This window comes from Ancylothrix sp. D3o (assembly GCF_025370775.1).
Taxonomy (GTDB): Bacteria; Cyanobacteriota; Cyanobacteriia; order Cyanobacteriales; family Oscillatoriaceae; genus Ancylothrix.
In genome coordinates this window covers 153,070-174,616 of sequence record NZ_JAMXEX010000009.1, presented here as the reverse complement: position 1 = coordinate 174,616, position 21,547 = coordinate 153,070, and the positions used below count along the sequence as shown (strand labels likewise).

General features: G+C 45.1%; 19 protein-coding genes and 1 riboswitch. Of the genes, 17 read left to right on the top strand and 2 right to left on the bottom strand.

Going from position 1 to position 21,547, the window contains the following annotated elements:
* Positions 1-100 precede the first annotated feature (100 nt).
* A complete protein-coding gene (locus NG798_RS16565) occupies positions 101-1,072 on the top strand; it encodes an aromatic ring-hydroxylating dioxygenase subunit alpha (RefSeq protein WP_261224794.1) in 972 nt (323 codons plus the stop codon).
* Between the two features lie 7 nt (positions 1,073-1,079).
* Here the strand turns inward: NG798_RS16565 and NG798_RS16560 are convergent, their stop codons facing one another.
* On the bottom strand, positions 1,080-1,655 hold the full coding sequence (locus tag NG798_RS16560; protein WP_261224793.1) for a DUF1802 family protein: 576 nt from the start codon (positions 1,653-1,655) through the stop codon (positions 1,080-1,082).
* A gap of 93 nt (positions 1,656-1,748) precedes the next feature.
* Between NG798_RS16560 and NG798_RS16555 the strand changes: the two genes are divergently transcribed.
* The 6 genes from NG798_RS16555 (at position 1,749) to NG798_RS16530 (ending at position 9,494) form a co-directional block, all read left to right on the top strand.
* Positions 1,749-2,711, top strand: coding sequence for an aldo/keto reductase (locus NG798_RS16555; protein ID WP_261224792.1), 963 nt, complete (start codon positions 1,749-1,751; stop codon positions 2,709-2,711).
* Between the two features lie 122 nt (positions 2,712-2,833).
* On the top strand, positions 2,834-3,040 hold the full coding sequence (locus NG798_RS16550; RefSeq protein WP_261224791.1) for a type II toxin-antitoxin system HicB family antitoxin: 207 nt from the start codon (positions 2,834-2,836) through the stop codon (positions 3,038-3,040).
* A 129-nt stretch (positions 3,041-3,169) separates the two neighbouring features.
* Positions 3,170-6,118, top strand: coding sequence for a HEAT repeat domain-containing protein (locus NG798_RS16545; protein ID WP_261224790.1), 2,949 nt, complete (start codon positions 3,170-3,172; stop codon positions 6,116-6,118).
* A gap of 159 nt (positions 6,119-6,277) precedes the next feature.
* Positions 6,278-7,162 carry a DUF4351 domain-containing protein gene (locus NG798_RS16540; protein WP_261224789.1) on the top strand — a complete coding sequence of 295 codons (885 nt, stop codon included), beginning with the start codon at positions 6,278-6,280 and terminating at the stop codon, positions 7,160-7,162.
* 72 nt (positions 7,163-7,234) lie between these two features.
* Positions 7,235-7,540, top strand: coding sequence for a DUF4351 domain-containing protein (locus tag NG798_RS16535; RefSeq protein WP_261224788.1), 306 nt, complete (start codon positions 7,235-7,237; stop codon positions 7,538-7,540).
* Between the two features lie 100 nt (positions 7,541-7,640).
* Positions 7,641-9,494, top strand: a complete 1,854-nt coding sequence (locus tag NG798_RS16530) for a tetratricopeptide repeat protein (RefSeq protein WP_261224787.1) — start codon at positions 7,641-7,643, stop codon at positions 9,492-9,494.
* A gap of 92 nt (positions 9,495-9,586) precedes the next feature.
* Here NG798_RS16530 and NG798_RS16525 read toward each other — a convergent pair whose 3' ends face one another.
* Positions 9,587-9,739: a hypothetical protein gene (locus tag NG798_RS16525; protein ID WP_261224786.1), complete on the bottom strand. Its 153-nt coding sequence runs from the start codon at positions 9,737-9,739 to the stop codon at positions 9,587-9,589.
* A gap of 43 nt (positions 9,740-9,782) precedes the next feature.
* Positions 9,783-9,846, bottom strand: a riboswitch (Glutamine riboswitch).
* A gap of 195 nt (positions 9,847-10,041) precedes the next feature.
* On the opposite strand from NG798_RS16525, the gene NG798_RS16520 reads away from it, so the two are divergent.
* The 10 genes from NG798_RS16520 to NG798_RS16475 all read left to right on the top strand — a co-directional run bounded on the left by NG798_RS16520 (position 10,042) and on the right by NG798_RS16475 (position 21,401).
* Positions 10,042-10,812 (top strand): hypothetical protein, encoded by a 771-nt coding sequence (locus NG798_RS16520; RefSeq protein ID WP_261224785.1) that lies wholly within the window; start codon positions 10,042-10,044, stop codon positions 10,810-10,812.
* Between the two features lie 6 nt (positions 10,813-10,818).
* Complete coding sequence (smpB, locus tag NG798_RS16515; RefSeq protein WP_261224784.1) at positions 10,819-11,289, top strand: SsrA-binding protein SmpB; 471 nt, start codon at positions 10,819-10,821, stop codon at positions 11,287-11,289.
* Between the two features lie 536 nt (positions 11,290-11,825).
* The gene (locus tag NG798_RS16510) at positions 11,826-12,773 is read left to right on the top strand and encodes a Sll0314/Alr1548 family TPR repeat-containing protein (protein ID WP_261224783.1); all 948 of its coding nucleotides are present in this window, start codon (positions 11,826-11,828) and stop codon (positions 12,771-12,773) included.
* Between the two features lie 13 nt (positions 12,774-12,786).
* Entirely contained in the window at positions 12,787-13,239 is a 453-nt protein-coding gene (locus tag NG798_RS16505; protein ID WP_261224782.1) for a DUF3531 family protein, read from the top strand.
* Between the two features lie 131 nt (positions 13,240-13,370).
* Entirely contained in the window at positions 13,371-13,811 is a 441-nt protein-coding gene (locus NG798_RS16500) for an NUDIX hydrolase (RefSeq protein WP_261224781.1), read from the top strand.
* Between the two features lie 131 nt (positions 13,812-13,942).
* A complete protein-coding gene (locus tag NG798_RS16495; RefSeq protein ID WP_261224780.1) occupies positions 13,943-16,159 on the top strand; it encodes a tetratricopeptide repeat protein in 2,217 nt (738 codons plus the stop codon).
* A 308-nt stretch (positions 16,160-16,467) separates the two neighbouring features.
* Entirely contained in the window at positions 16,468-19,134 is a 2,667-nt protein-coding gene (locus NG798_RS16490; protein WP_261224779.1) for an RNA helicase, read from the top strand.
* A 74-nt stretch (positions 19,135-19,208) separates the two neighbouring features.
* Entirely contained in the window at positions 19,209-19,736 is a 528-nt protein-coding gene (locus NG798_RS16485) for a zinc ribbon domain-containing protein (RefSeq protein WP_261224778.1), read from the top strand.
* Between the two features lie 84 nt (positions 19,737-19,820).
* Positions 19,821-20,687, top strand: coding sequence for a transglutaminase family protein (locus tag NG798_RS16480; protein ID WP_261224777.1), 867 nt, complete (start codon positions 19,821-19,823; stop codon positions 20,685-20,687).
* Positions 20,688-20,945: 258 nt separating this feature from the next.
* Positions 20,946-21,401, top strand: a complete 456-nt coding sequence (locus tag NG798_RS16475) for a hypothetical protein (protein WP_317619608.1) — start codon at positions 20,946-20,948, stop codon at positions 21,399-21,401.
* The last annotated feature ends 146 nt before the right edge of the window (positions 21,402-21,547 follow it).

Here is a 21,547-nt window from a genome sequence, read left to right as displayed (position 1 = left end):
ATCATTTTGTTCTTTCAATAAACCCAGTTATTTATATAAATTTATGCTAAAATTCTGTAATAATTGAGCCGAAAATCTCAACTTTTTCGCACTAAAAACCATGACAACTGATGCAATTTTACTCAATGATTGGCACGCTGTTGCAAAAGTAGAAGACTTAAAATCAACATCCCTTTTACCGGCACGTTTATTAGGGGAAAATATCGTTTTGTGGCGCTATGAAAATCAAATTATGGCATGGCAAGACAAATGTCCTCACCGAGGCGCACGGCTATCAATTGGTAGCATATCCGGTGATACACTCATTTGTCCTTATCACGGATTCGAGTATGACACCACCGGCACTTGCACACACATTCCCGCCTATCCCAACCGGCAGCCCCCGCAACGAGTTCGAGTTAAAACATATACAGTGCAAGAATGCTACGGTTTAATCTGGGTATGTTTGGGCACTCCCGACACCCCCACACCGGCACCTTTTGCAGAATGGCAAGATAGCAGTTATCGGAAATTTTTATGCGGCCCATACAATTATCAATCAAGCGGATTTCGTGCGATTGAGAACTTTTTAGACGTTTCTCATTTCCCCTTTGTGCATGATGGCTTGTTGGGAAGTCGCAGTTATACAGCCGTTGAGGATTACGAAGTGAGAAAAGAAGAGACTGGCTTCTCACTTTGTAATGTGCCGGTGTGGCAACCTGATCCAGACGGCACCGGCAAAGGCGGAAAAGTTATCTATAATTACCGAGTTTGGCGCCCCTTAACCACCTCATTTGTAAAAGAAACAAACGGCAATTGTTTAGCCATATATTTCACAGTTGCGCCTATAAACGAGGAGGAATGTTTAGGGTGGATGTGGATAGCAATGAATTATGGTTTTGAGATTCCAGAAATTGATTTAAAAACATTTCAAGATAAAGTAGTCAATCAAGACATCCCCATTGTTGAGTCTCAGCAACCCAAATGTTTACCGCTTGATTTGCAGGCGGAATTTCATTTACCTTGCGATAAGTCTTCGATTTTTTATCGCAAATGGTTACGGGAAATGGGGGTGAGTTTTGGCGTAATTTGAAGCTTACTTAAACTGGGTTGGCGATGGTTTGGCGGATAGCATTTGCTTGTTTATTATACTCGCCATCACTCAAAATCGCTACCGAATTTTCAAGAGAAACCAACTCCTTAATATCCATCCAAGACTTACAGCCGCCGTATTCTTGCCGGTAGGGAATAATCCGGGTTTCAGCAAGTTTATAAACCCGCAACAACAACACAGAAACCGGCTCACTGGGTTTCCATTTTAAGCGCTCCGTGATAAATTGCTCATTCCAAATATGATAAGGTAAAAGCGCTTTAATAGCCGGTTCATGCGCCACCAAAAAAGCATCAGTAATTTCTGCAAAACTGCCGATCCTGACAGTTTCAGGATGCCACCCAGACTCAACTGATACAACTTTCTTGCAATATTCCGACTTCAGCAAATCCGGTTTTTGATGCTCAAAAGTCGGGTAAAGCAAAACCCGATTCTGCTCAACCTTAAAACCTCCCTTACCCTCACGAATTCCCCCCTTACGCAATAGCAAAATCGTCTCCCCAGCCTCCAAAGCCTCTACAGCAACCGCCCATTCTTTCAAAGCCAAACTTAACATTAAATCCATAACCTTACCTCCCAATCTTATTCTATAATACACCCATCTGCGTTAATATGTGGAGCAGGCATCTTGCCTGTTATACATCTAGGGTAAAAAAAAATGCAAACAAGAAACCTCGGCAAATCAGACATCAAAATCACCCCTATTATCATGGGAACATGGCAAGCCGGCAAAAATATGTGGATAGGAATAGAAGACACCGAAACCACCAAAGCCATGCGAGCAGCATTTGACGCCGGCATCACAACCTTTGACACCGCCGAAGTGTACGGAAACGGACACTCTGAGCAAATTGTTGGACAAGCATTATCAGATATCCGCGATAAAGTTGTCTATGCAACAAAAGTGTTTTCAAATCATCTTAAATATAACCAAGTAATTGAAGCCTGCGAACGTTCTCTCACCAATTTAAAAACCGATTATATCGACTTGTATCAAATTCATTGGCCGGCGGGCACTTGGAATAGTGAAATCGTGCCAATAGAAGAAACAATGCGCGCATTAAATGATTTAAAAAAACAAGGCAAAATTCGCAGTATTGGTGTCTCAAACTTCAATCGGCAACAAATAGAAGAAGCCGCACAATTTGGGCAAATAGATAGCTTACAACCGCCCTATTCTTTATTCTGGCGCTGGGTAGAAAAAGACTTGACTCCTTATTGCGTAGAAAACAACATTTCAATTATTGCCTATTCGTCATTAGCGCAAGGATTACTCACGGGCAAATTTGGCCCCGATCACAAATTTGCAGAAGGCGATCACCGCGCCAAAAATAAGCTATTTGCCAACAAAGATAACTATCAGCGGATACAACAAGCCTTAGATAATTTGCGCCCTATTGCTGAGAGAAATAATTGCAGTTTAGGACAATTAGCATTAGCTTGGTTAATTGCCCAACCTCAATCAAATGCCATTGTCGGGGCAAGAAATGCCGAGCAAGCCATTGGCAATGCTGAGGCGGGAAATGTTAAGTTATCTGCGGAATATTTAGCAGAAATTGATAGCATTGGGCGCACAGTTACCGATCATTTAGATGATCAGCCGGTGATGTGGGATTTTTAAATAGCCGGTTTTTTCGTTTGGGTTAATAGTGCCGGTAGAAGCCGCCGGTTTTAACCGGTGCTTCTGCGGGATGTGTTAAAATAGAAAAATTAGTTTAAAAAATATCCATTATTTATAGCACTATGTCTCGAACTTTTACAGCGATAGTTTATTGGGAAGAAGATGTGTATGTGGCAGAATGTCCAGAAGTAGGAACTGCCAGCCAAGGCGATACGATTGAGGAAGCACTGGTAAATTTAAAAGAAGCAACAGAACTTTATTTAGAAGAATTCCCAATGCCTAAAAATTCCCGCACTTTCTTAACAACATTTGAGGTGTTAAGTGCCTAAACTACCACGAATCAACTATGCCGCCGGTTAAACCCGGTGCTTCTACGGGATGTGTTAAGCCCCCCATTACGAAATCCAATTAAATTAGAATGTAGGTTATCTTGTTCAGCTTTCCAAGCTTCTACCGAAATGAGAAAAAATAGCCGGCATCAATTATTGGCTGCTTTGACTGTTTCATTACTATCTATCACATCACCCTTGCTGCTCAACAGCATTGCGTGGGGGCAAAATAGCGCCGAAAAACAGGCCGGTGCCGGTGAAGTTGCCCCCCTTATTGAGAAATTAAAAACCGCCGATAAATTTAACCGCGATGACACAATTGAGAAATTAGCAAAAATTGGTACTCCCGCCGTTCCCCAACTCATCAAAGCCTTGGAGTCTGATAATGTGGCAGTTCGTCAGGGTGCAGTTTCGGCGTTACGAACAATAGGAGAGCCTGCTGTCCCAAGTTTAATCAAAGCTTTCCAGTCAAAAAATGTGCGAGTGCGATGGAGTGCGGCTGATGCTTTGGGGAGTTTCTTTAACGAACATGATCAGACAGTAATTTCTGCTTTAGCAAAATTATTGAAAGACTCCGATGTTGGAGTACGCCGGCGTGCGGCTGAGTCTTTGTCATCAAATAGTCTGTTGTGGAGTTACAAGAATAATACAGCGCCAGCCGGCTTTGAGGCCGCCATCCCCCAGTTCGTGGAAGCTCTCAAAGACTCTGATGCCGCTGTGCGTAGCAGTGCTGCTGCTGTTCTGGGAAATATCGGCACAGAAGCCAAAGTTGCCATCCCCCAGTTGGTTGAAGCTCTCAAAGACTCGGATGCCGATGTGCGTAGCAGTGCGGCTTCTGCTCTGCGATATATGGGTACAGAAGCCAAAGTTGCCATCCCCCAGTTAGTGGAACTTCTCAAAGACTCTGATGCCGCTGTGCGTAACTCTGCGGCTTCTGTTCTGGGAAATATCGCCACAGAAGCCAAAGCCGCCATCCCCCAGTTGGTGAAACTTCTCAAAGACTCTGATGCCGATGTGCGTAACTCTGCGGCTTCTGCCCTCGGAAAAATGGGTACAGAAGCCAAAGCCGCCATCCCCCAGTTGGTGGAACTTCTCAAAGACTCTGATGCCGGCGTGCGTAGCATTGCGGCTGCTGTTCTGGGAGATATGGGCACAGAAGCCAAAGCCGCCATCCCCCAGTTGGTGGAACTTCTCAAAGACTCTGATGCCGATGTCCGTAGCTATGCGGCTTCTGCTCTGGGAGATATGGGTACAGAAGCCAAGGTTGTCATCCTTCAGTTAGTGGAAGCTCTCAAAGACTCTGATAACCGTGTCCGTAGCCGAGCAAGTAATATTTTGCCAATAATCGCTCTTAATCTTCAAGATAACCGCAAAAAACTGTCTTCAACCGACTTAGAAAAAGCAATAAAAGGCTTAGAAACCGCCCTCGAAATCCTAAAAAATTCTAAAGACGCATTCCCAGCAGAAAACCTCTCCCGATTAGAAACATCCCTCAGCGAACTCAAAGACGAAAAAAACAGCCGTCTTCTCACCATAATCCTCAAAAATCCTTGGATATGCGGCATCCTCATTTACCTAATATTCTTCCCCTCCCTGTGGTTTATTTTGCTACGAATTCGTCCTCTGTGGATATTAGCAATTAATGATGCCCTTATACCCTACGAATTTAAATTCCCCGAAACCTGGGGAGGAGCACCCGTGCGAATTCGTGACTTGACCTTTTTCATATTTTTTACATACCGTCCCCGCGTACTTGATGCCTGGGTTTCCAAACATATCAAAACCGCCCGCGAAGAATTCTACAAACTCGAAACCGTCAAAAACCGCAGCACCTACGTCCCCGTCGCCATTGAAATAGACACTAAAAAAGAACCCCAAATCACCGCCGAAAACCTGCAACCAATCTTCAGCAAAAAGCGAATTTGCCTGTTAATTTGGGGTGAAGGTGGAATTGGAAAAACCAGCATCGCCTGCCAAATAGCCCTAGCAGCAATGGAACCAGACGAAACCAAACGTCTTTGCAAACATTTAATGATTCCCGTATTAATAGAACAGGAACTCGACGGACAAATCACCCAAGGTAAACATCCTTTTCTGGATACAATTCGCGGCCAGCTAAAAGCCCTCACCCACCACCCTCGCCCCATTGATGAAACCTTGCTGAAAAAACTGCTCCAACAGCGCAGAATTTTGGTAATTGTAGACCATTTTTCCGAACTTACTCAAGCCACCCAAAAGCTAATAGACCCCTATTCTGCCGAGTTTCCCGTCAATGCTTTAGCCATCACAACCAGACTCGAAAACAGTCTTGGAAAAGCCAGCAAAACCACCATCCATCCCCTACGCATAAAAGGTGGAGAACTGGCTATCTTTCTCGAAAAATATCTGGAAAAGCTAGGAAAACCGCATTTATTAACCGAAGACAAACTTTTCCACCACTGCCGTGATTTAGCGAAACTTTTAGAAGTAATCCGCGCCCAAGGAAGAAGCACAACAGTTTTATTTGCCAAACTCTATACGGATCTACTAATTGCCAAACTAGAAGGGAACAAAGAAGAGAAATTGCCGGAAAATATTCCTGATTTGATGTTATCTTATATCGACGAACTTAACTGCGCTATTGCAGAAAATCCGTTAGATATTACCGCCGTTCAACGAGATGCAAAAGCGCTGGCTTGGAAGTGTTTAAAAAGTACCTATAAGCCGGCATCGATTAAACGACAAGATGCCCTCGCTGTCTTATCTGAGTTAAACTCCCAAGATGCAGAAATTCGCCTCAAATATCTCGAAGAAAAACTCCACCTCATTGAAACCATACGCCCCGCCAAAGAAAACATCCGTTTCTCGCTAGATCCGGTGGCTGAATATCTGGCTGGATTGCATTTAGTCGGAGACAATAAGAAAAATAAAGATAAATGGAAAGTCTTTATGAGCAAAGCTAATCGTATGTCATCGGAAGAAATAAAAGGGTTTTTGTTAGCAGTCCGCGATAGCTATTTAGCCGAAGAATGGGCAAAAGACAGTGATTATCTGCCAACAGAAATAGCGGGCCGGTGTATTCCTCAAACCACGCCGTAAATATTTGTTTTAGTGGAGCAGGCATCCTGCCTGCTCATAGCGGGCAAGATGCCCGCTCCACAGATAAGAATACCGGCCCTTTTACAGCACCAAACACCGGCCCCCATAACCCCCCCTTATCTGCTTAAATAAAACCCAACAACCGAACTAAAAAAAATAATGGCAGAAGCAGATATCAGCAGCAAAAGATTAATCAGCTTAAACCCCGATGGATGGGCACAATGGGTAACACAACGCCCCGACATAAAAGCAGGTGAACTCATCGATCCACAATTTCAATGGGTAAGCAGAGAAAGCGACATTATCATCAAAGCAACCGGCCCCGAAATCGGCGAATTTCTCATTCTCAACGAGATACAATTACGCTATAAAACCCGAATGCCTAAACGAATGAGAGCCTACGCAGCCCTCGCCGAAGAAAAATATAACCTCCCCGTCTATCCCGTCCTCATAAACATCCTGCCCCCAACCCCAGAAACACCAATCCCCAACCGCTACGAATCCAACTTTTTAGGATTACAAGCAACCCAAGAATATCGAGTTATAAACCTGTGGGAAGTAGAAGCAGAAATCGCCTTTCAACCCTCATTAAAAGCCCTACTTCCCTTAGTGCCGGTGATGAAAGGAGGAAACAACGAAACAACATTTCGCCAAGCCGTCCAAATCTTCCAAGCAGACAATCAATCCCAAGACCTGCTATCAATCCTAGCAATATTTGCTACATTTGTCTACACACCCCAATTCATCCAACAACTTATGAACCTAGCAATGGAAGCCTTACAAGAATCCCCCCTCGGTAAAACTATCGCCCAACAAGCAGAACAAAGAGGGCTACAACAAGGACAAGTTGAAGGAAAGAAACAAGAAGCCCAGCGCTATTTACTAAGATTATTAAACCGGCGTTTTGGAGCAATCCCAGCACCCATTCAAACCCAAATTCAAAACCTCACAGTCGAACAACTAGAAGAACTAGGAGAAATTCTTTTAACCGCAAATTCCCTCGAAGAATTTAGCGCCGCCATCCCCTCCCCAGAAAATCCATAACAAAGATAGGAAACGGGTTTCTTCCCAGATATACTATAGACAAGCAAGTTTAAATAGAAACCCGCTTCCTTTGTGTACACACCCCAATTCGTCCAACAACTTATGAACCTAGCAATGGAAGCCTTACAAGAATCTCCCCTCGGTAAAACTATCGCCCAACAAGGACGAGAACAAGGACAATTTGAAGGAAAGAAACAAGAAGCCCAGCGCTATTTACTAAGATTACTAAACCGGCGCTTTGGAGAAATCCCAGCACCCATTCAAACCCAAATTCAAAACCTCACAGTCGAACAACTAGAAGAACTAGGAGAAATTCTTTTAACCGCAAATTCCCTCGAAGAATTCAGCGCCGCCATCCCATCCCCAGAAAACCAATGATTAGCTAATAAATATTATTGAACTATAAACCGGTTTTCTTAAACAAAATCGGTTTCTTTCCCTAAATCCCCAAACCCTAAAACCTAACATCCAAAAACCCATGACAGAATCACTACAACAACGATACGAAAACCTCATAGACAACATCGTAGAAACCACCCTCAAAGGACAAATACGCTCAAAAGAACAAGTCTATCAAATGCTTGTCAAAGGCATAGAAACCGGCACCGGCGAAATCTTTGAACGCGCCCTCAGCCAACGCCTCACCACCACAGAAACCCAACTCAAAACCGAAACCGACGAACTCAAACAAGCCAAAATAAACCGCATCCAGCGCGCCCTAAAAACCATCCAAAGCGAATGGGAACGCTACCAAAAACAAAACCAAACAACCAACACCCTCAACACCGCCACCGGCCAAATTCTCAACAGCACAGAAACCGACCGCCTCACAACATTATTTCGCATCCTTGACCCCAACCAAAAACAACCACTTACCCTCGACCAAATCCAACAAATCGCCAAAACACTGCACCAACAAATCACCCAAAACCCGAACCCAACCACCCTAGAAGATATCCAAGAAATAATCACCGGCCTCACCGCAGGAATCCAATCATGGCAACAACTCCAGCCAGACTTAATTAGCTGGATATACGAAAATCCCAACAAACTCGGATTCACCGGCCCCGAACAAAACGGCCCCTGGGTACACTGGTCAAAAAAACTCAATAGCCCCCTACCCAAAAACCTCTTCAATACCATAGCCCTCAACCAACCAATCATCGAATTTATCGCCAAACAAACCGACATTACCCCCGCCCAACTAATCGAACTTGCCATCATCTTACAATGCCAACAACGCGGACTCGTCGAATGGTTTGATAAACTCATTTACGACTCAAAAACCGGCGCCAAACTCTCCATCTCAACCTTCCTCACCTACGCCGCCATCTGGAGTTTACTAGCCACCGGCTTTCAACACTCCACCACCCTCAACCCCCGCAACAAAGACCGGCTCATCAATAGCTGCTTTCAAATCACCCTCCAAATCCTCAGAACCTTCTCTCAACAGCCCTATTTCCCCCTCTACGGCGGCATATTTGCCTCCTTTTCTGGCAATTACCTCAAAAACACCCTCGACTACCTCAGCGAACCCCTACGCGAAGTTTCAGGAACCCAAGAAAAAGCCAGAATTTTAACACTACTAGGCTACTCCCAACGCGCCCAAGGAAACTACAAACAAGCCATTTCCTATCACGAAGAAGCCCTAGAAATTGCCCGCCAAGCCCAAGATCGCCCCTGTGAAATAGCCAACCTAAACCACCTCAGCCGCACCTACGTTTCCCAGAAAAACTATGCAGAAGCCATCAATTATAGTCAACGCGCCTTAATATTATCTCGACAAAGCGGCGACAAACAAGGCGAAGCCAACGCCCTCGCCAACTTTGGCTTTAGTGAAGTATTCCAAGCGAAACAAGACAACCAAAACGAACCGGAAATTTACGAAAGCGCCATCAACTTTTTACAACAAGGAATACAACTAGCCGAAAAATTAAACGACCGGCAAAGTCTAGCCCTATGTTACAGCAGTCTTGGCATTGCTAACGTCGTATTAGACCAACCCCAAGAAGCCCTAAACCATCTTGCAAAAGGCTTAGAAGCCGCCCAATTTTCCGGCGATTTATATCTGCAAGGTTTAAACTTTACCTACATTGGTCAAGCCTATTACAACCTAATGATTTTGCAAAAAGCTATAACCTACAGTTGTTTAGGAATGTATCTTTTAGACCAAATTGGTGCCGGTGAATCTCAACAACCGGCCAATCTTCTCAGCACCATCAAACGACAACTCTCAGAAGCATTTCCCAACGTCTTACAACAATGCCGGCCAGAAATTATCCCCTACATTGGCATCGATGGTTTTGACTATCTCCCGAAACTTTTGAACTAGGCTATACCCACCCAAAACAAAAACATGGGCAAAGTCATTACAAACTCTGCCCACCCAAAAAATAAAAGGTGGGTTTTGCCCACCTTACGTTATTACAAATCTACGCCAATTTCTTCAGCCGACCGGCGCAACAAAGAACGTTGCCGGTTATGAGAAGCGCGGAGATTATCTGCCATCAAAACACGCGCTTTTTCTTGAGTATCAGAATTAGTTGTAAAAGCTGATTCACGATTTACAGATTTCATAATTTTCGCCTCTGCTTGTTGTTGTGTTTGTCAAGTTGTTTGAGGCGCGTTCCTTCGGGACTTCTCCCTACTTCCGTCTCCCTTTTTAGTTCAGGAAGATGAACGATTTACTTTCTGTATTCATTGTTACCGTTTTTTCCAGATTTGTCAAGTATTTAATAAAACTTTACAAACAATCCCCTTGACACCCCCTAGGAACCGGCCCCCAATCCCCCATCGTCAACCTTTACAGGCTTCTAGCCCTGACACTTGCAGAAAACATCTGTAAAAATTCAGTTAAAACCCACACCCTAAAACTAAAAATGAAGACACGCCCTAAACTCATCGCCTGCTTTTGCATCAGCGCCGCCCTCAGCATCGCCCTTTCTTCCAACCACGCCGTAAGCGCGAAGGAATTAAGCGGAAAACTCAACACACCCCTGCAAACCCCCGTCCAACTCGCCCAAAGACAAAGCAACATCGAGGGTATTTGGAACATCAGCGAAGGCAAAAACCCCGAAGGAGAAGAATACACCGGCACCCTAGAAATCAAAGCCACCGGCACCGTAGACAACCTCTACAACGTCACCTGGAAAACCTCAGCCGGCACCTATAACGGACTCGGCTTATACGAAGATGGCCGGTTATTTGTTGGTTGGGCGCCGGTGGGCGAAATTTACGGCCTAGTTTTGTATCGCATCAGCAAAGACGGCATATTGCAAGGCGAATGGACTTACAGCGGCGCCAGAGGCAAAGTTTGGCAAGAAACCGCCACCCCCGACAAAAAAGACGACCTTGAGGGACAATACCAAACCACCGGCAGAGACAGCGGCGGAGAATACAATGGAAGTTTAACCATCAATAAAAGCGGAGACACTTACCAACTCACATGGAAAACCGATAACGACAGCTATAGTGGCGTAGGAATTCGTACCGGCGACTGGCTGGCCGTCGGCTGGGGGCCAACAGAAGATCTCGGCGTTTTAGAATATGAAATAAACGGCAACGAAGCCAAAGGCCGGTGGGCAATTCCCAGCACATCAGAACTAGGAACCGACAACATTAACCGCAGAACAAATCAAAGGAACGAATAACAAAATATGGCAGAAAAAAAAAGCGAAGGATTTAAAATAATCAGCGACAACCGGCAAGCCAGATTTCTTTATGAAATCCTAGAAACCTACGAAGCCGGCATCGAACTAAAAGGCACAGAAGTTAAATCAATTCGGGCCGGTAGAGTCAACCTCCGCGACGGCTATGGATTAGTTAGAAACGGCGAAATGTGGCTTATTAACTCCCACATTTCCCCCTACGAAACCGCCAGCGAATACTTTAACCACGAAGCCACACGCACCCGAAAACTGCTTTTACACAAAGCAGAAATTCGTAAACTTTTAGGCAAAGTAGAACAGCAGGGACTTACCTTAGTACCCCTAAAAATGTACTTCAAAAGTGGCAAAGTGAAAGTAGAAATTGCCCTGGGCAAAGGTAAGAAACTACACGACAAACGCGAAGACATTAAACGCCGCGAAGACAAACGAGACATAGAACGCGCCATGAAACGCTATTAACGATTGGTGATGGGTGACAGGGGAATCGGGGAGACAACCTCTCCCTCCGATTATCTTGCCCAAACAATTACCCACACAGCCGGCAAAGATAAGCTTTTCTTGTACTTTTCTGCAAATTTTGGGCAAGAAAAAAGCCGGTAAATCTTAAGAGAAAGCAGGGTAAAAAATAAACAAACCCCACCCCAAAATTATAAAGAAAGCAAACAAACCAATCATAATTTCCAAAGACCAGGGAACGTCAAGCGAACCCAGAAGCGGAGTTGCAGAAATTGCCAGGAAAATAAAGAAAACAAAAAACAGCCAAAACATAAGCCTGTCATCTCCTCAATACGAGATAGATACCTATATTTAGCTTACTGCAAAGCCTCCTATTTGGCTGGAAATTTAGATAAATTTAATTTTTTTGGGCAAACAAACAATCACCCGCCGCCTGTCAAAAAACAGGAACTCAGCCCCCCTACCAGCGTCAAACCGTCCTGCAAACCTTTTTCAACCTAATTAAAATGAACATCAAACTGTCAAAAACTCTCAAAATAATGCAGAGACTTGTAAAAATTACCGCCCCCCTAGCCATTTGTTTTAACCTATTAGCAACACCCCTACTTGCCGGTGATCCCTTTCGCAACAACAACCCCCAACCCATAGGCGACAAAACCGAAGCCGCCTTTAAAGCCTTATTTGTAGAAGGTAATTATAAACAAGCCTCCGACTACATCGACGAAGCCCTATCAAGCGAACCTAACGAACCCCTAGCCTATGCCATGAAAGCCTCCTTAGCCTATCTTTTAGAAGACTGGGGAACCCTCAAAACCTATGCCACAAAAACACGAGAAATTGGTGAAAAATTAACCCAATCAAACCCCTTACGCGGCAACCTTTATACAGCAGCCGGTCACTTTTTAGAAGGCGGTGCCCTATTAACCGAAGAAGGTACCGTCAAAGCCACACCTCAAGCCTTAGCCAAACTACGCCAAGTCTTTCAATATTTAGACACAGCCGAAAAAATTTCTCCTCAAGATCCCGAACTTAACCTGCTTAAAGGATACATGGATTTAATGTTATCTATTTACCTGCCTTTTTCCGAACCATCAGAAGCCATCACCCGCCTACAAAATTATGCCGCCCCAGACTATTTAGCCAACCGAGGAATAGCCGTAGGACAACGCAACCTTAAACAATATCAACAAGCCCTACAAGCCATCGATAGCGCCCTCAAAGCAACCCCAAATAATCCAGAAGTACATTATCTCAAAGGTCAAATTTTATTTAGCCTCAAAAAATACCCAGAAGCTAAAGAAAACTTCCAAGCAGCCTTAGCCAAACCCGACCAACTCCCCAAAAACCTCGTCCAGCAAATATACTTTGAAAAATGCCGCAATTTAAACCGCATAGACAATAAACCTCGCAACTGTGACGCACTCCGCGATAAAATTACAGAAGCCGCCGGAATTTGGTCACCGGGTGAACTGCCAAGCCTAGACTAACAAATTGAAAACTATGCAAATAACATTTCGAGAATTTGATCCCTTTGATCTCTGGATTTGGGTAAGATTTACCACCGTCCCCAGCCAACAAGAAAGATATTATCTGGAAGAAGTTTTTAACTCCTGGTTTTTTCTGGGAAAACTCGGAGGATTTAATGCAGAAAATATCCAAGTTCAAGAAGTCGGTGTGGAAATTAGTTACCTGGAATATGACCAAAACACCGCCGAAAATAGCATGATGGCACTCATGCACAACATGGGAGAATTTGAATATGAGGGAATATGGGGACGTTGCTGGTTTGACTTGGGAACCAGTGACGCTATAGCCATCGATATTTTAATCAATTCTCTGCAACAACTTAGCAAAGAATATGTGACGATTGAAGAATTAATTATTGGTGGCGAAAATTCCGACTGGCCGGTGGATAGAAATACCCGCGAATCTTCTTTAGCCTACAACAATTAACCTCTACTTTTCCTTTTTTCCCCCCAGTGGCGCAGGCGTCCCGCCTGCGGTTCTACCCCAGATCGCAGGCAAGATACCTGCACCACAACAATTAACAACCCACCCAATTCTCAATCAAAATCATCAAAAATATGCACAAACCTGGAGAAATTCGAGTCCTTGCTTTGGGAGTCATTCAAGATGGCAACCGCATCTTTTTATCCCAAGGATATGACCCCGTTAAACAAGAAACTTTTTATCGCGCAATGGGTGGCGGAGTCGAATTTGGCGAAACCAGCTATGAAGCCCTCAAACGCGAATTTCAAGAAGAAATACAGGCCGAATTAACAAATATTCGATATCTGGGTTGTTTAGAAAGCTTGTTTACTTTTAACGGCAAACCTGGACACGAGATTATTCAACTCTATGCCTGTGATTTTGCCGACTCAAAGTTTTATCAACAGGAGAAAATTACTTTTGCTGAAAAAGACCGCGAAAAAACAGCCCTTTGGGTTGATCTTGAACGCTGCAAATCAGGAGAATTACGAGTTGTTCCCGAAGTCTTTTTTGAGTATTTAAACACGCAGGTTTAATGAGTTGGGTGTGGTTGTGTTGCTCAACCCTACCCACTAATTTTTCCCCACCCCCAATATCCCAATCCCCATCCTGAGCCGGCATCTGAGTTACAGTAGAAATAAAGACTTTTATCTAAACTCAGAAAACTGTGACAGAAATTGCCGCTATAAAAATTAGCCCAAAAAACCGGCAGGTTTTACAGCGTCTTAAATTGGTGCTGAGTTTGGAGTTGCGCCGCTGTATCGGAATTGCAGTTTGTGATGATTTGCCGGTGCGTGATAAATTAGCGGCTTATTTGCAAGCGGAATTTGGCTATCCGCCATCAATTAAAAAAGCTGCCGGTTTGGTGAGTTTGCGCTTAAATATGCGCCATCCCGATCCTGTGGCCCAGATCGGTCACTGGTTAGGACAACATCCGGCGGTTAAAAATGCAGGAACTTTACCGGCTTTTCAAATTTTAGGCATTGAAAATTTAATGCGAGAACAGCCGGCATTACAATGGACTTTTTTAAGTAATTTACGCGAAATTGAACGCAATTTACCTAACTTAGAAGCAAACTTGTTATTGTGGGTAACAAGACCTTGGTTACGTTCAATTCAAGATTCTGCCCCCGAATTTTGGAACTGGCGGACGGCTATTTTTGAATTTGAAGGAGAACCGAAACCCGCCACAACTTTTGAAACCCCCTCAAATACCATATCTTCCGCTACAGCTTCCCAGAAAAAAACAGCGCCACAAGTTAACCCTACCCTCAATAAAAATCCTGTTCCATCGCTTCCGCCGGCCAAACAAAAAAGCGCCGTAGAGACAGTTATAAATCTCCCAACCGATGCCGAAATAGAAGAAGAATTATCTTCTTTTATTTTGGATGATTTTACCGCTGATTTAGAACCGGCCAAAACTGAAACCAGCCAAGAAACCGAAGTTAAACAAACTTCCGAACCCGCAATACAAATATCTGCAACATCTCACCCACCTGATTTTGACCTAAAGAGTGCTTTTACAACTTTAAAACAACAATCACCCGAAATTTCTGAACTCGTCGAGCTAATCGTCGCCACCACCACCCAAGAAATCGCAGCCGGTGCCCTCAATCATAGTTATTCTCCCATTTCAACCCTGCAAGAAATTGAGCAACTTTATCAGCAAACCCCCTCAAATAATGCCCTAGCCAGCGCCTATCAAATTTTGGGAGATAACTATCGTTTCCGTATTGAACGCGGCCAAATATCCCCAGAATACTTAATTATAGCCATTCGAGCTTATGAACAAATGCTCGAATATTTAGAACCGCACTCCCCCCAATCCCCAGATATTTTAAATGACATTGCCAACCTTTACTGGATGCTATCAAGATACATTGCCAACCCCGAACAAAAACTCCCCTACTTAGACCTAGCAATTCATTGCTATAACGCCGCTTTAATGAACATCCAAGCTGCCGAAAATGCCCAATCCTATGCCTTAATTCAAAATAACTTAGGAGCAGTTTATGGAGATATAGCCCGTTACCGGCACCCCGCCCAAAACTTACAACAATCCGTTTTATCTTATCAAGAAGCCCTGAGATATCGCCGGCCCGATCCAGAAAACCCAGAAGCCACAACAACAAAACAATATGCAGCCACCTTAAACAACATAGGAACAGCCTATTGGAACCTAGCCCAACATCAACAACCCCTAGGAAACTTAAAACAATCAATATCAGCTTATAACGAAGCCCTCCGCTACTATCACCCCGAAAAACAACCCCTAGATTTTGGGATGTTGCAAAACAATTTAGGAACAGCCTATTGGAACCTAGCCCAATACGAAAACCCCCAAGAAAACCTACCCCAAGCTATCAAAGCCTACGAAATAGCCCTAACTTATCGCACCCCAGAAAATAACGCAGCCGGATGCGCCGCCACCCAAAATAATTTAGCAACCGCCTACTGGCATTTAGCAAGCCAAACCAAAGCCAACCCAAAAGAATATTCTCAATTCTTAAAAAAATCCATCACCGCTTACGAAATTGCCCTAGCCATAGCCGCAGAATTAACCAAAGGAAACCAACCCACCCGCCTAACCTTTGACATTTTTGCAGCCCATAATAACCTAGGACTAGCCCACTATCAACTCGCCACCCACCCCCAAACAGAACTACAAAAACCCCAAAAAACCCAACACCTAGAAACCGCCCTCCACCATCACCTGCAAGCCCTCCAAGGCTGGCAAAATCAACCCGACTTTTATAAAACAGCCCTTAATTTTGTCATCCAAACCATCCGCGCATCCTACACAGAAACCGGCATTTCGGGACAAAACCTAGCCCTTTCAAAACTCCCCCCCAACCTATTACCAGAAATCCTGCCAAAACTTTAAAAAACTTATTAAAAACCAGAACAATATCAAAAAACCATCCTTTCCAAACAAACCATTAACCAATAAACAAACAGATAACTCATCTGCGTTTATCTGTAGTGGGGCAGGCATCCTGCCTGCCTTAAATCTGCGGTTCAAAAAAACCCCATCCCAAAACTCAACCACCCAAAACCCCCAAAAAAACACCCAACCCAAATCAGAAAAACCTATGAGACAAAACCCAAAACCCCGAAAATCCCCAACAACCCCAGACAAAACACTACAATCAGAGAGAAAAGCAACCCCCTCAAAAACCCCGACCTTTTCTCGTGCCTACCGTGCCTCAAAACCTCCAACAGCAACAACCCGAACTCAGCGCCCTCTTTCCCTTCGAGCTTGATGAGTTTCAGCTACAAGCTATCGCAGCCCTCAACAGCGGTCGCTCAGTAGTCGTGTGTTCCCCCACCGGCTCAGGAAAAACCCTCATCGGCGAATACGCCATCCACCGAGCCCTCAACCGAGGCAAACGAGTCTTTTATACCACCCCTCTCAAAGCCCTCTCTAACCAAAAACTCCGCGACTTCCGCAGCCAATTCGGCCCCGAACTCGTAGGATTAGTCACCGGCGATGTCTCCGTCAACCGCGACGCCCCAATCTTGGTAATGACGACGGAAATTTTCCGTAATATGCTCTACGGCACCCGGATCGGAGAAGTCGGAACCAGCCTCATCGGTGTCGAAGCGGTAGTTTTAGATGAATGTCACTACATGAACGACCGGCAGCGCGGCACCGTTTGGGAAGAATCGATTATCTATTGTCCGCCAGATATTCAACTTGTCGCTCTTTCGGCTACCGTCGCCAACAGCGGCCAACTCACGGACTGGATCTCTCAAGTACACGGCCCCACAGAACGCATTTACTCAGACTTTCGCCCTGTCCCCCTAGAATTTCATTTTTGTAACCCCAAGGGCTTATTCCCCCTCCTTGATGAGTCGGGCAAAAAAATTAGCCCCCGTCTTAAACCCAAACCGGGCAAACCGGCCCGCAGTCGCCCAGAAGCCCCCAGCATGACTTATTTGCTATCCCACCTCGAACAACGGGATATGCTACCGGCAATTTATTTTATTTTTAGCCGCAAAGGCTGCGATAAAGCTGTTACAGACTGTGCCGGCCTTACCCTCGTTAACGAAGCGGAATCTGAGCAACTGCGCGAACGCATTGATGACTTTTTGGAACGCAACCCAGATGCCGGTCGTGTCGGTCAAGTGGAACCGCTACGGCGCGGCATTGCGGCCCACCATGCCGGTATTTTACCCGCTTGGAAAGGTTTAGTCGAGGAATTGTTTCAAGACGGTTTAATTAAGGTTGTTTTTGCTACGGAAACCCTGGCGGCTGGAATTAATATGCCGGCCCGGACAACGGTAATTTCTAGCTTGTCTAAACGTACAGATGACGGTCATCGCTTGCTCAAAGCTTCGGAATTTTTGCAAATGGCAGGACGGGCCGGCCGGCGAGGCATGGATAAACTCGGTCATGTCGTGACGGTGCAAACTCCTTTTGAGGGCGCAAAAGAAGCCGCTTATTTAGCAACTTCTGGGGCTGACCCCTTGGTGAGTCAGTTTGCCCCCAGCTATGGCATGGTTTTGAACTTGCTGCAAACTCACACTCTCGACGAATCAAAAGAACTGATTGAACGCAGTTTTGGGCAATATTTAGCCTCTTTGGCGTTGCGGCCTCACCACGAAGCCATTAAGGAACTAAAGAAAGAATTGGCGCACACGGAAAGCTTTCTGGCTTCGGTGGATGTGAATCAGCTTCGCAGATATGAAAAATTATCTGAGAGATTGAAAACAGAAAAACAATTATTGAAAACTTTGCAAGAACAAGCCCAACAAGTCTCGGCAAGTGAGATTGCGGTGGCTTTGCCATTTGCGGCGCCGGGTACGATTTTGCGGCTAAAAGGTAAGAATGTGCGGGTAGGTGAGCCGATGGTAGCCGTGTTGGTGGCGCGGGTGCCGGGGTCTGGATCTCTGCCTTATTTGCTTTGTTTGGGGCGCGATAACCGTTGGTATGTGTGCGCCGGTGCCGATGTGGTGGGCTTATATCCAGAGTTGCCGCGATTGCAAGGTTTGGAGAGTTTGGAAGGCCCACCGGCGGATATGCCGATGAAGTTAGGGGCTGTGCGCGGCGGCTCGGAGGCGACGGCGGTGTTGGCGAAGAAGATGCCGGTGCCGGTCAAGGAGGGAGAGGCTCCAGAGGTGATTGAGCAAATGCACCGGGTGATTGCTGTGCAAGCGCAAATGGAGGCACACCCGATTCACAAATGGGGTGATCCGGGTTCTTTGTTGAAACGCCACCGACGTGCTGAAACGATGCGGGGTGAAATTGCCCGCTATGAGGCGCGGTTGCAGCAACAGTCTCAGCGTCACTGGCAGGAGTTTTTGGATTTAATTGATATTTTGCAAAATTTTGGCGGTTTGGAGAATTTGAAGCCAACTCGTTTAGGGGAGGCTGCGGCGGCAATTCGGGGAGATAATGAGTTGTGGTTGGGTCTGGCTTTGTATTCGGGTGAGTTGGATCACCTTGATCCGCATCATTTGGCGGCGGCTTGTGCGGCTCTGGTGACGGAGGTTTCTCGTCCGGGCAGTTGGGCCGGTTATGATTTGTCGCCGGAGGTTGAGGAGGCTTTGGGGACTTTGCGATCTGCGCGGCGGACTTTGTTTCAAATGCAGCGCCGCTATCGGGTGGCTTTGCCGGTGTGGTTGGAGGTGGATTTGATTAGTTTGGTTGAGCACTGGGCTTTGGGTGTGGAGTGGATGCCTTTATGTGGGAATACGAGTTTGGATGAGGGCGATGTGGTGCGAATTTTGCGCCGGACTTTGGATTTTCTTTCTCAAATTCCTCATGTTCCTCATGTTTCCCAGGCGTTAAAAATTAATGCTTATCGGGCAATGCAGTTGATTGACCGGTTCCCTGTGAATGAGGCTATGGATTAGAGGAAATGGCGGATGGGGAGTGCGGGTTTACAATTAAAGTCAGAAGTGTGTTTGCCTGAAGTTTAGGCAAGATTATGGCTTATAAATTTAACACCGGCACCGGCCAACAAGTTTTTATCGACAATCAAGGTACCCAAACTTTGATTACTTTGATGAGTTCTTCTGGTACGCAACAACAATCGTCTTCCACCGGCTTTACAACGGGTACCTGGATTTCTGTGCCGGTTGCTTTTGCAACGGCGGCGGGTTTTGTTTTGGAATTGACTACTGCACAAGGTAAGCATTTTGTCAATATCCAAGGTAATGTTATTAGTTCCCAAAATGAAGCGCCGGCTGTGGAGGGGAAGGTTTTATGTTTGGAGGAGGCTGTGGTGCCTGGGATGCAGCCTATGCAGCCTATGCAGCCTATGCAGCCTATGCAGCCTATGGAACCGATGCAGCCTCTGAAAATGGGGAATATGGAAATGCGTCTTGGGGGAATGCAGATGAGTATGGGTAATGATGTGTCGAGTTCAAAGGGAAAAAATTTTTGTTCGCAATGTGGTTCGCCTTTGCAACCGGCTGATCGTTTTTGTTCTCATTGTGGGCATAAGTTAATTTAAGAAATTGGCAATCAGGGAGGAGGGATTTGGGAATTGCTATGATAGTGTGTCCCAATTTCTAATCACTGATCAGTAATTCCCCAAATGACTAAAGTTGTTTTAAGGCATGAAACTCGTTATCAATATGACCGGCCTGTGCGTTTGGGGCCCCATTTTGTGCGACTGCGACCGGCACCCCATTGTCCTCTGCCTATTTCGGGGTATTTGTTGAAAATTTTAGGGGTTGAACATTCTCTGCATTGGCTACAAGATCCTTACGGAAATTTTCAGGCGCGGGTGACGTTTGCTGAACCCACTAATGAGTTAAATATTGAGGTTGAGTTAGGGGCGGAAATTAGGCCGGTGAATCCGTTTAATTTTTTTGTGGAAGCTTATGCTGATAAGTATCCGTTTAGTTATGATTCGGCGCTTGAAAAGGAATTAGGCTTGTTTTTAGAATGCACTGAATCGGGAGATTTGTTGCTAGAATATTTGGATAAGTTTGTTAAGAAAGATGTTTATATTACGGATTTTTTATGTTCGCTGAATCAAAATTTAAGGGAGGTTGTGGACTATTCAGCGCGTTTGGAGGAGGGTATTCAAACTTGTGAGGAAACTTTGGCAAAAAAGGTGGGTTCTTGTCGGGATACTACCTGGCTTTTGGTGCAAATGTTGCGGCATTATGGTTTGGCGGCGCGGTTTGTTTCGGGATATTTGATTCAGTTAGTTTCGGAAAGTTCGCCGGATGGGGTAAAAAAAGATTCGGCTGATTTGCACGCCTGGGCTGAGGTTTATTTGCCTGGGGCTGGATGGATTGGTTTAGATCCTACTTCGGCTTTATTGACTGCGGAAGGGCATATTCCGCTGGCTTGTACGGCGACTCCCGAAAGGGCTGCGCCGGTGAGTGGTTCGAGGGAGGTTTCTGATTGCCGGCTTGATTTTTCTTTGCAAGTTTCACGCCTAAATATGTAGGGGTTACTTCCACCAAAATCTCTGATAATAATCAAAATTTTAGGAAAAAACGCCCTGAAAATCGGGTTTCTAAAATGAGAACCTTGGTTTCTGACATAAACCTTTGTTCTCCATATTAAAACTTTTTTCGGATTTTCGTAAAGTTTGCCGAGGTGAAATCTATCGAAAGTAAGATTTTGGCTGGAAGCAAATTACAGTATAAGATAAAAGAATCCGTAAATTTTTTTTCAGGGGAGATAAAGTGGAAGTATGCGCTTAATGATTGCAGGAATAATTCTGAGTTTGGGGTTGTCTGCGTTGCCGGTACAGGCGCAAATTACGGATGCTAAAGTTGGTGCTTTGGTGGAAGCTTTGCGACAAGCGGCACCGAAAACCGGCACTGAAAATGACGGACTTTATAGCGAGTGGCAAATTAAACCAGACAATATTAAAAGGTGGTCGAGACTTTGCACCGGCAAAGAGTTAACGCCGGTACAATTTGAGAGAAGCCCCCAAACAGCTAGAGGAATTTTAGTTTGCGTGATGCGAGATATTTTAAAGGATGAATATAAGGCGGGGGGAAATAATGAAGACATGGCTGTGCGCCGTGCTGCGGCTTGGTGGATGACGGGAGATCCGACTCAGTATGGCAGGGAAAATATTGCGGGTTATACACAACAAGTTTTAAAGATTTATCAACAGCAACGCTCTACAGGTTCGGGTTCATCCAAATAAAGATGGTGGAAAATTTTCACGATTTTTAGGCATCTCTTAAAGGCGGATGAAATAAAAAGTCAGCGAAAGTAGGCTAAGTAAATTTGCGGATATTTACTTAAGTAAATTTGCGGATATTGCGAGGCGAGGAGTTTTGGACTTGACAT

Excerpts from the sequence above, each read along its gene's own strand:
- NG798_RS16505 (WP_261224782.1), top strand. The coding sequence starts at position 12,787 with ATGCAAATAACATTTCGAGAATTTGATCCCTTTGATCTCTGGATTTGG.
- NG798_RS16565 (WP_261224794.1), top strand. The coding sequence starts at position 101 with ATGACAACTGATGCAATTTTACTCAATGATTGGCACGCTGTTGCAAAA.
- NG798_RS16480 (WP_261224777.1), top strand. The coding sequence starts at position 19,821 with ATGACTAAAGTTGTTTTAAGGCATGAAACTCGTTATCAATATGACCGG.
- NG798_RS16510 (WP_261224783.1), top strand. The coding sequence starts at position 11,826 with ATGCAGAGACTTGTAAAAATTACCGCCCCCCTAGCCATTTGTTTTAAC.
- NG798_RS16545 (WP_261224790.1), top strand. The coding sequence starts at position 3,170 with ATGAGAAAAAATAGCCGGCATCAATTATTGGCTGCTTTGACTGTTTCA.
- NG798_RS16550 (WP_261224791.1), top strand. The coding sequence starts at position 2,834 with ATGTCTCGAACTTTTACAGCGATAGTTTATTGGGAAGAAGATGTGTAT.
- NG798_RS16555 (WP_261224792.1), top strand. The coding sequence starts at position 1,749 with ATGCAAACAAGAAACCTCGGCAAATCAGACATCAAAATCACCCCTATT.
- NG798_RS16500 (WP_261224781.1), top strand. The coding sequence starts at position 13,371 with ATGCACAAACCTGGAGAAATTCGAGTCCTTGCTTTGGGAGTCATTCAA.
- NG798_RS16540 (WP_261224789.1), top strand. The coding sequence starts at position 6,278 with ATGGCAGAAGCAGATATCAGCAGCAAAAGATTAATCAGCTTAAACCCC.
- smpB (WP_261224784.1), top strand. The coding sequence starts at position 10,819 with ATGGCAGAAAAAAAAAGCGAAGGATTTAAAATAATCAGCGACAACCGG.
- NG798_RS16530 (WP_261224787.1), top strand. The coding sequence starts at position 7,641 with ATGACAGAATCACTACAACAACGATACGAAAACCTCATAGACAACATC.
- NG798_RS16525 (WP_261224786.1), bottom strand. The coding sequence starts at position 9,739 with ATGAAATCTGTAAATCGTGAATCAGCTTTTACAACTAATTCTGATACT.
- NG798_RS16560 (WP_261224793.1), bottom strand. The coding sequence starts at position 1,655 with ATGGATTTAATGTTAAGTTTGGCTTTGAAAGAATGGGCGGTTGCTGTA.
- NG798_RS16475 (WP_317619608.1), top strand. The coding sequence starts at position 20,946 with ATGATTGCAGGAATAATTCTGAGTTTGGGGTTGTCTGCGTTGCCGGTA.
- NG798_RS16520 (WP_261224785.1), top strand. The coding sequence starts at position 10,042 with ATGAAGACACGCCCTAAACTCATCGCCTGCTTTTGCATCAGCGCCGCC.
- NG798_RS16485 (WP_261224778.1), top strand. The coding sequence starts at position 19,209 with ATGGCTTATAAATTTAACACCGGCACCGGCCAACAAGTTTTTATCGAC.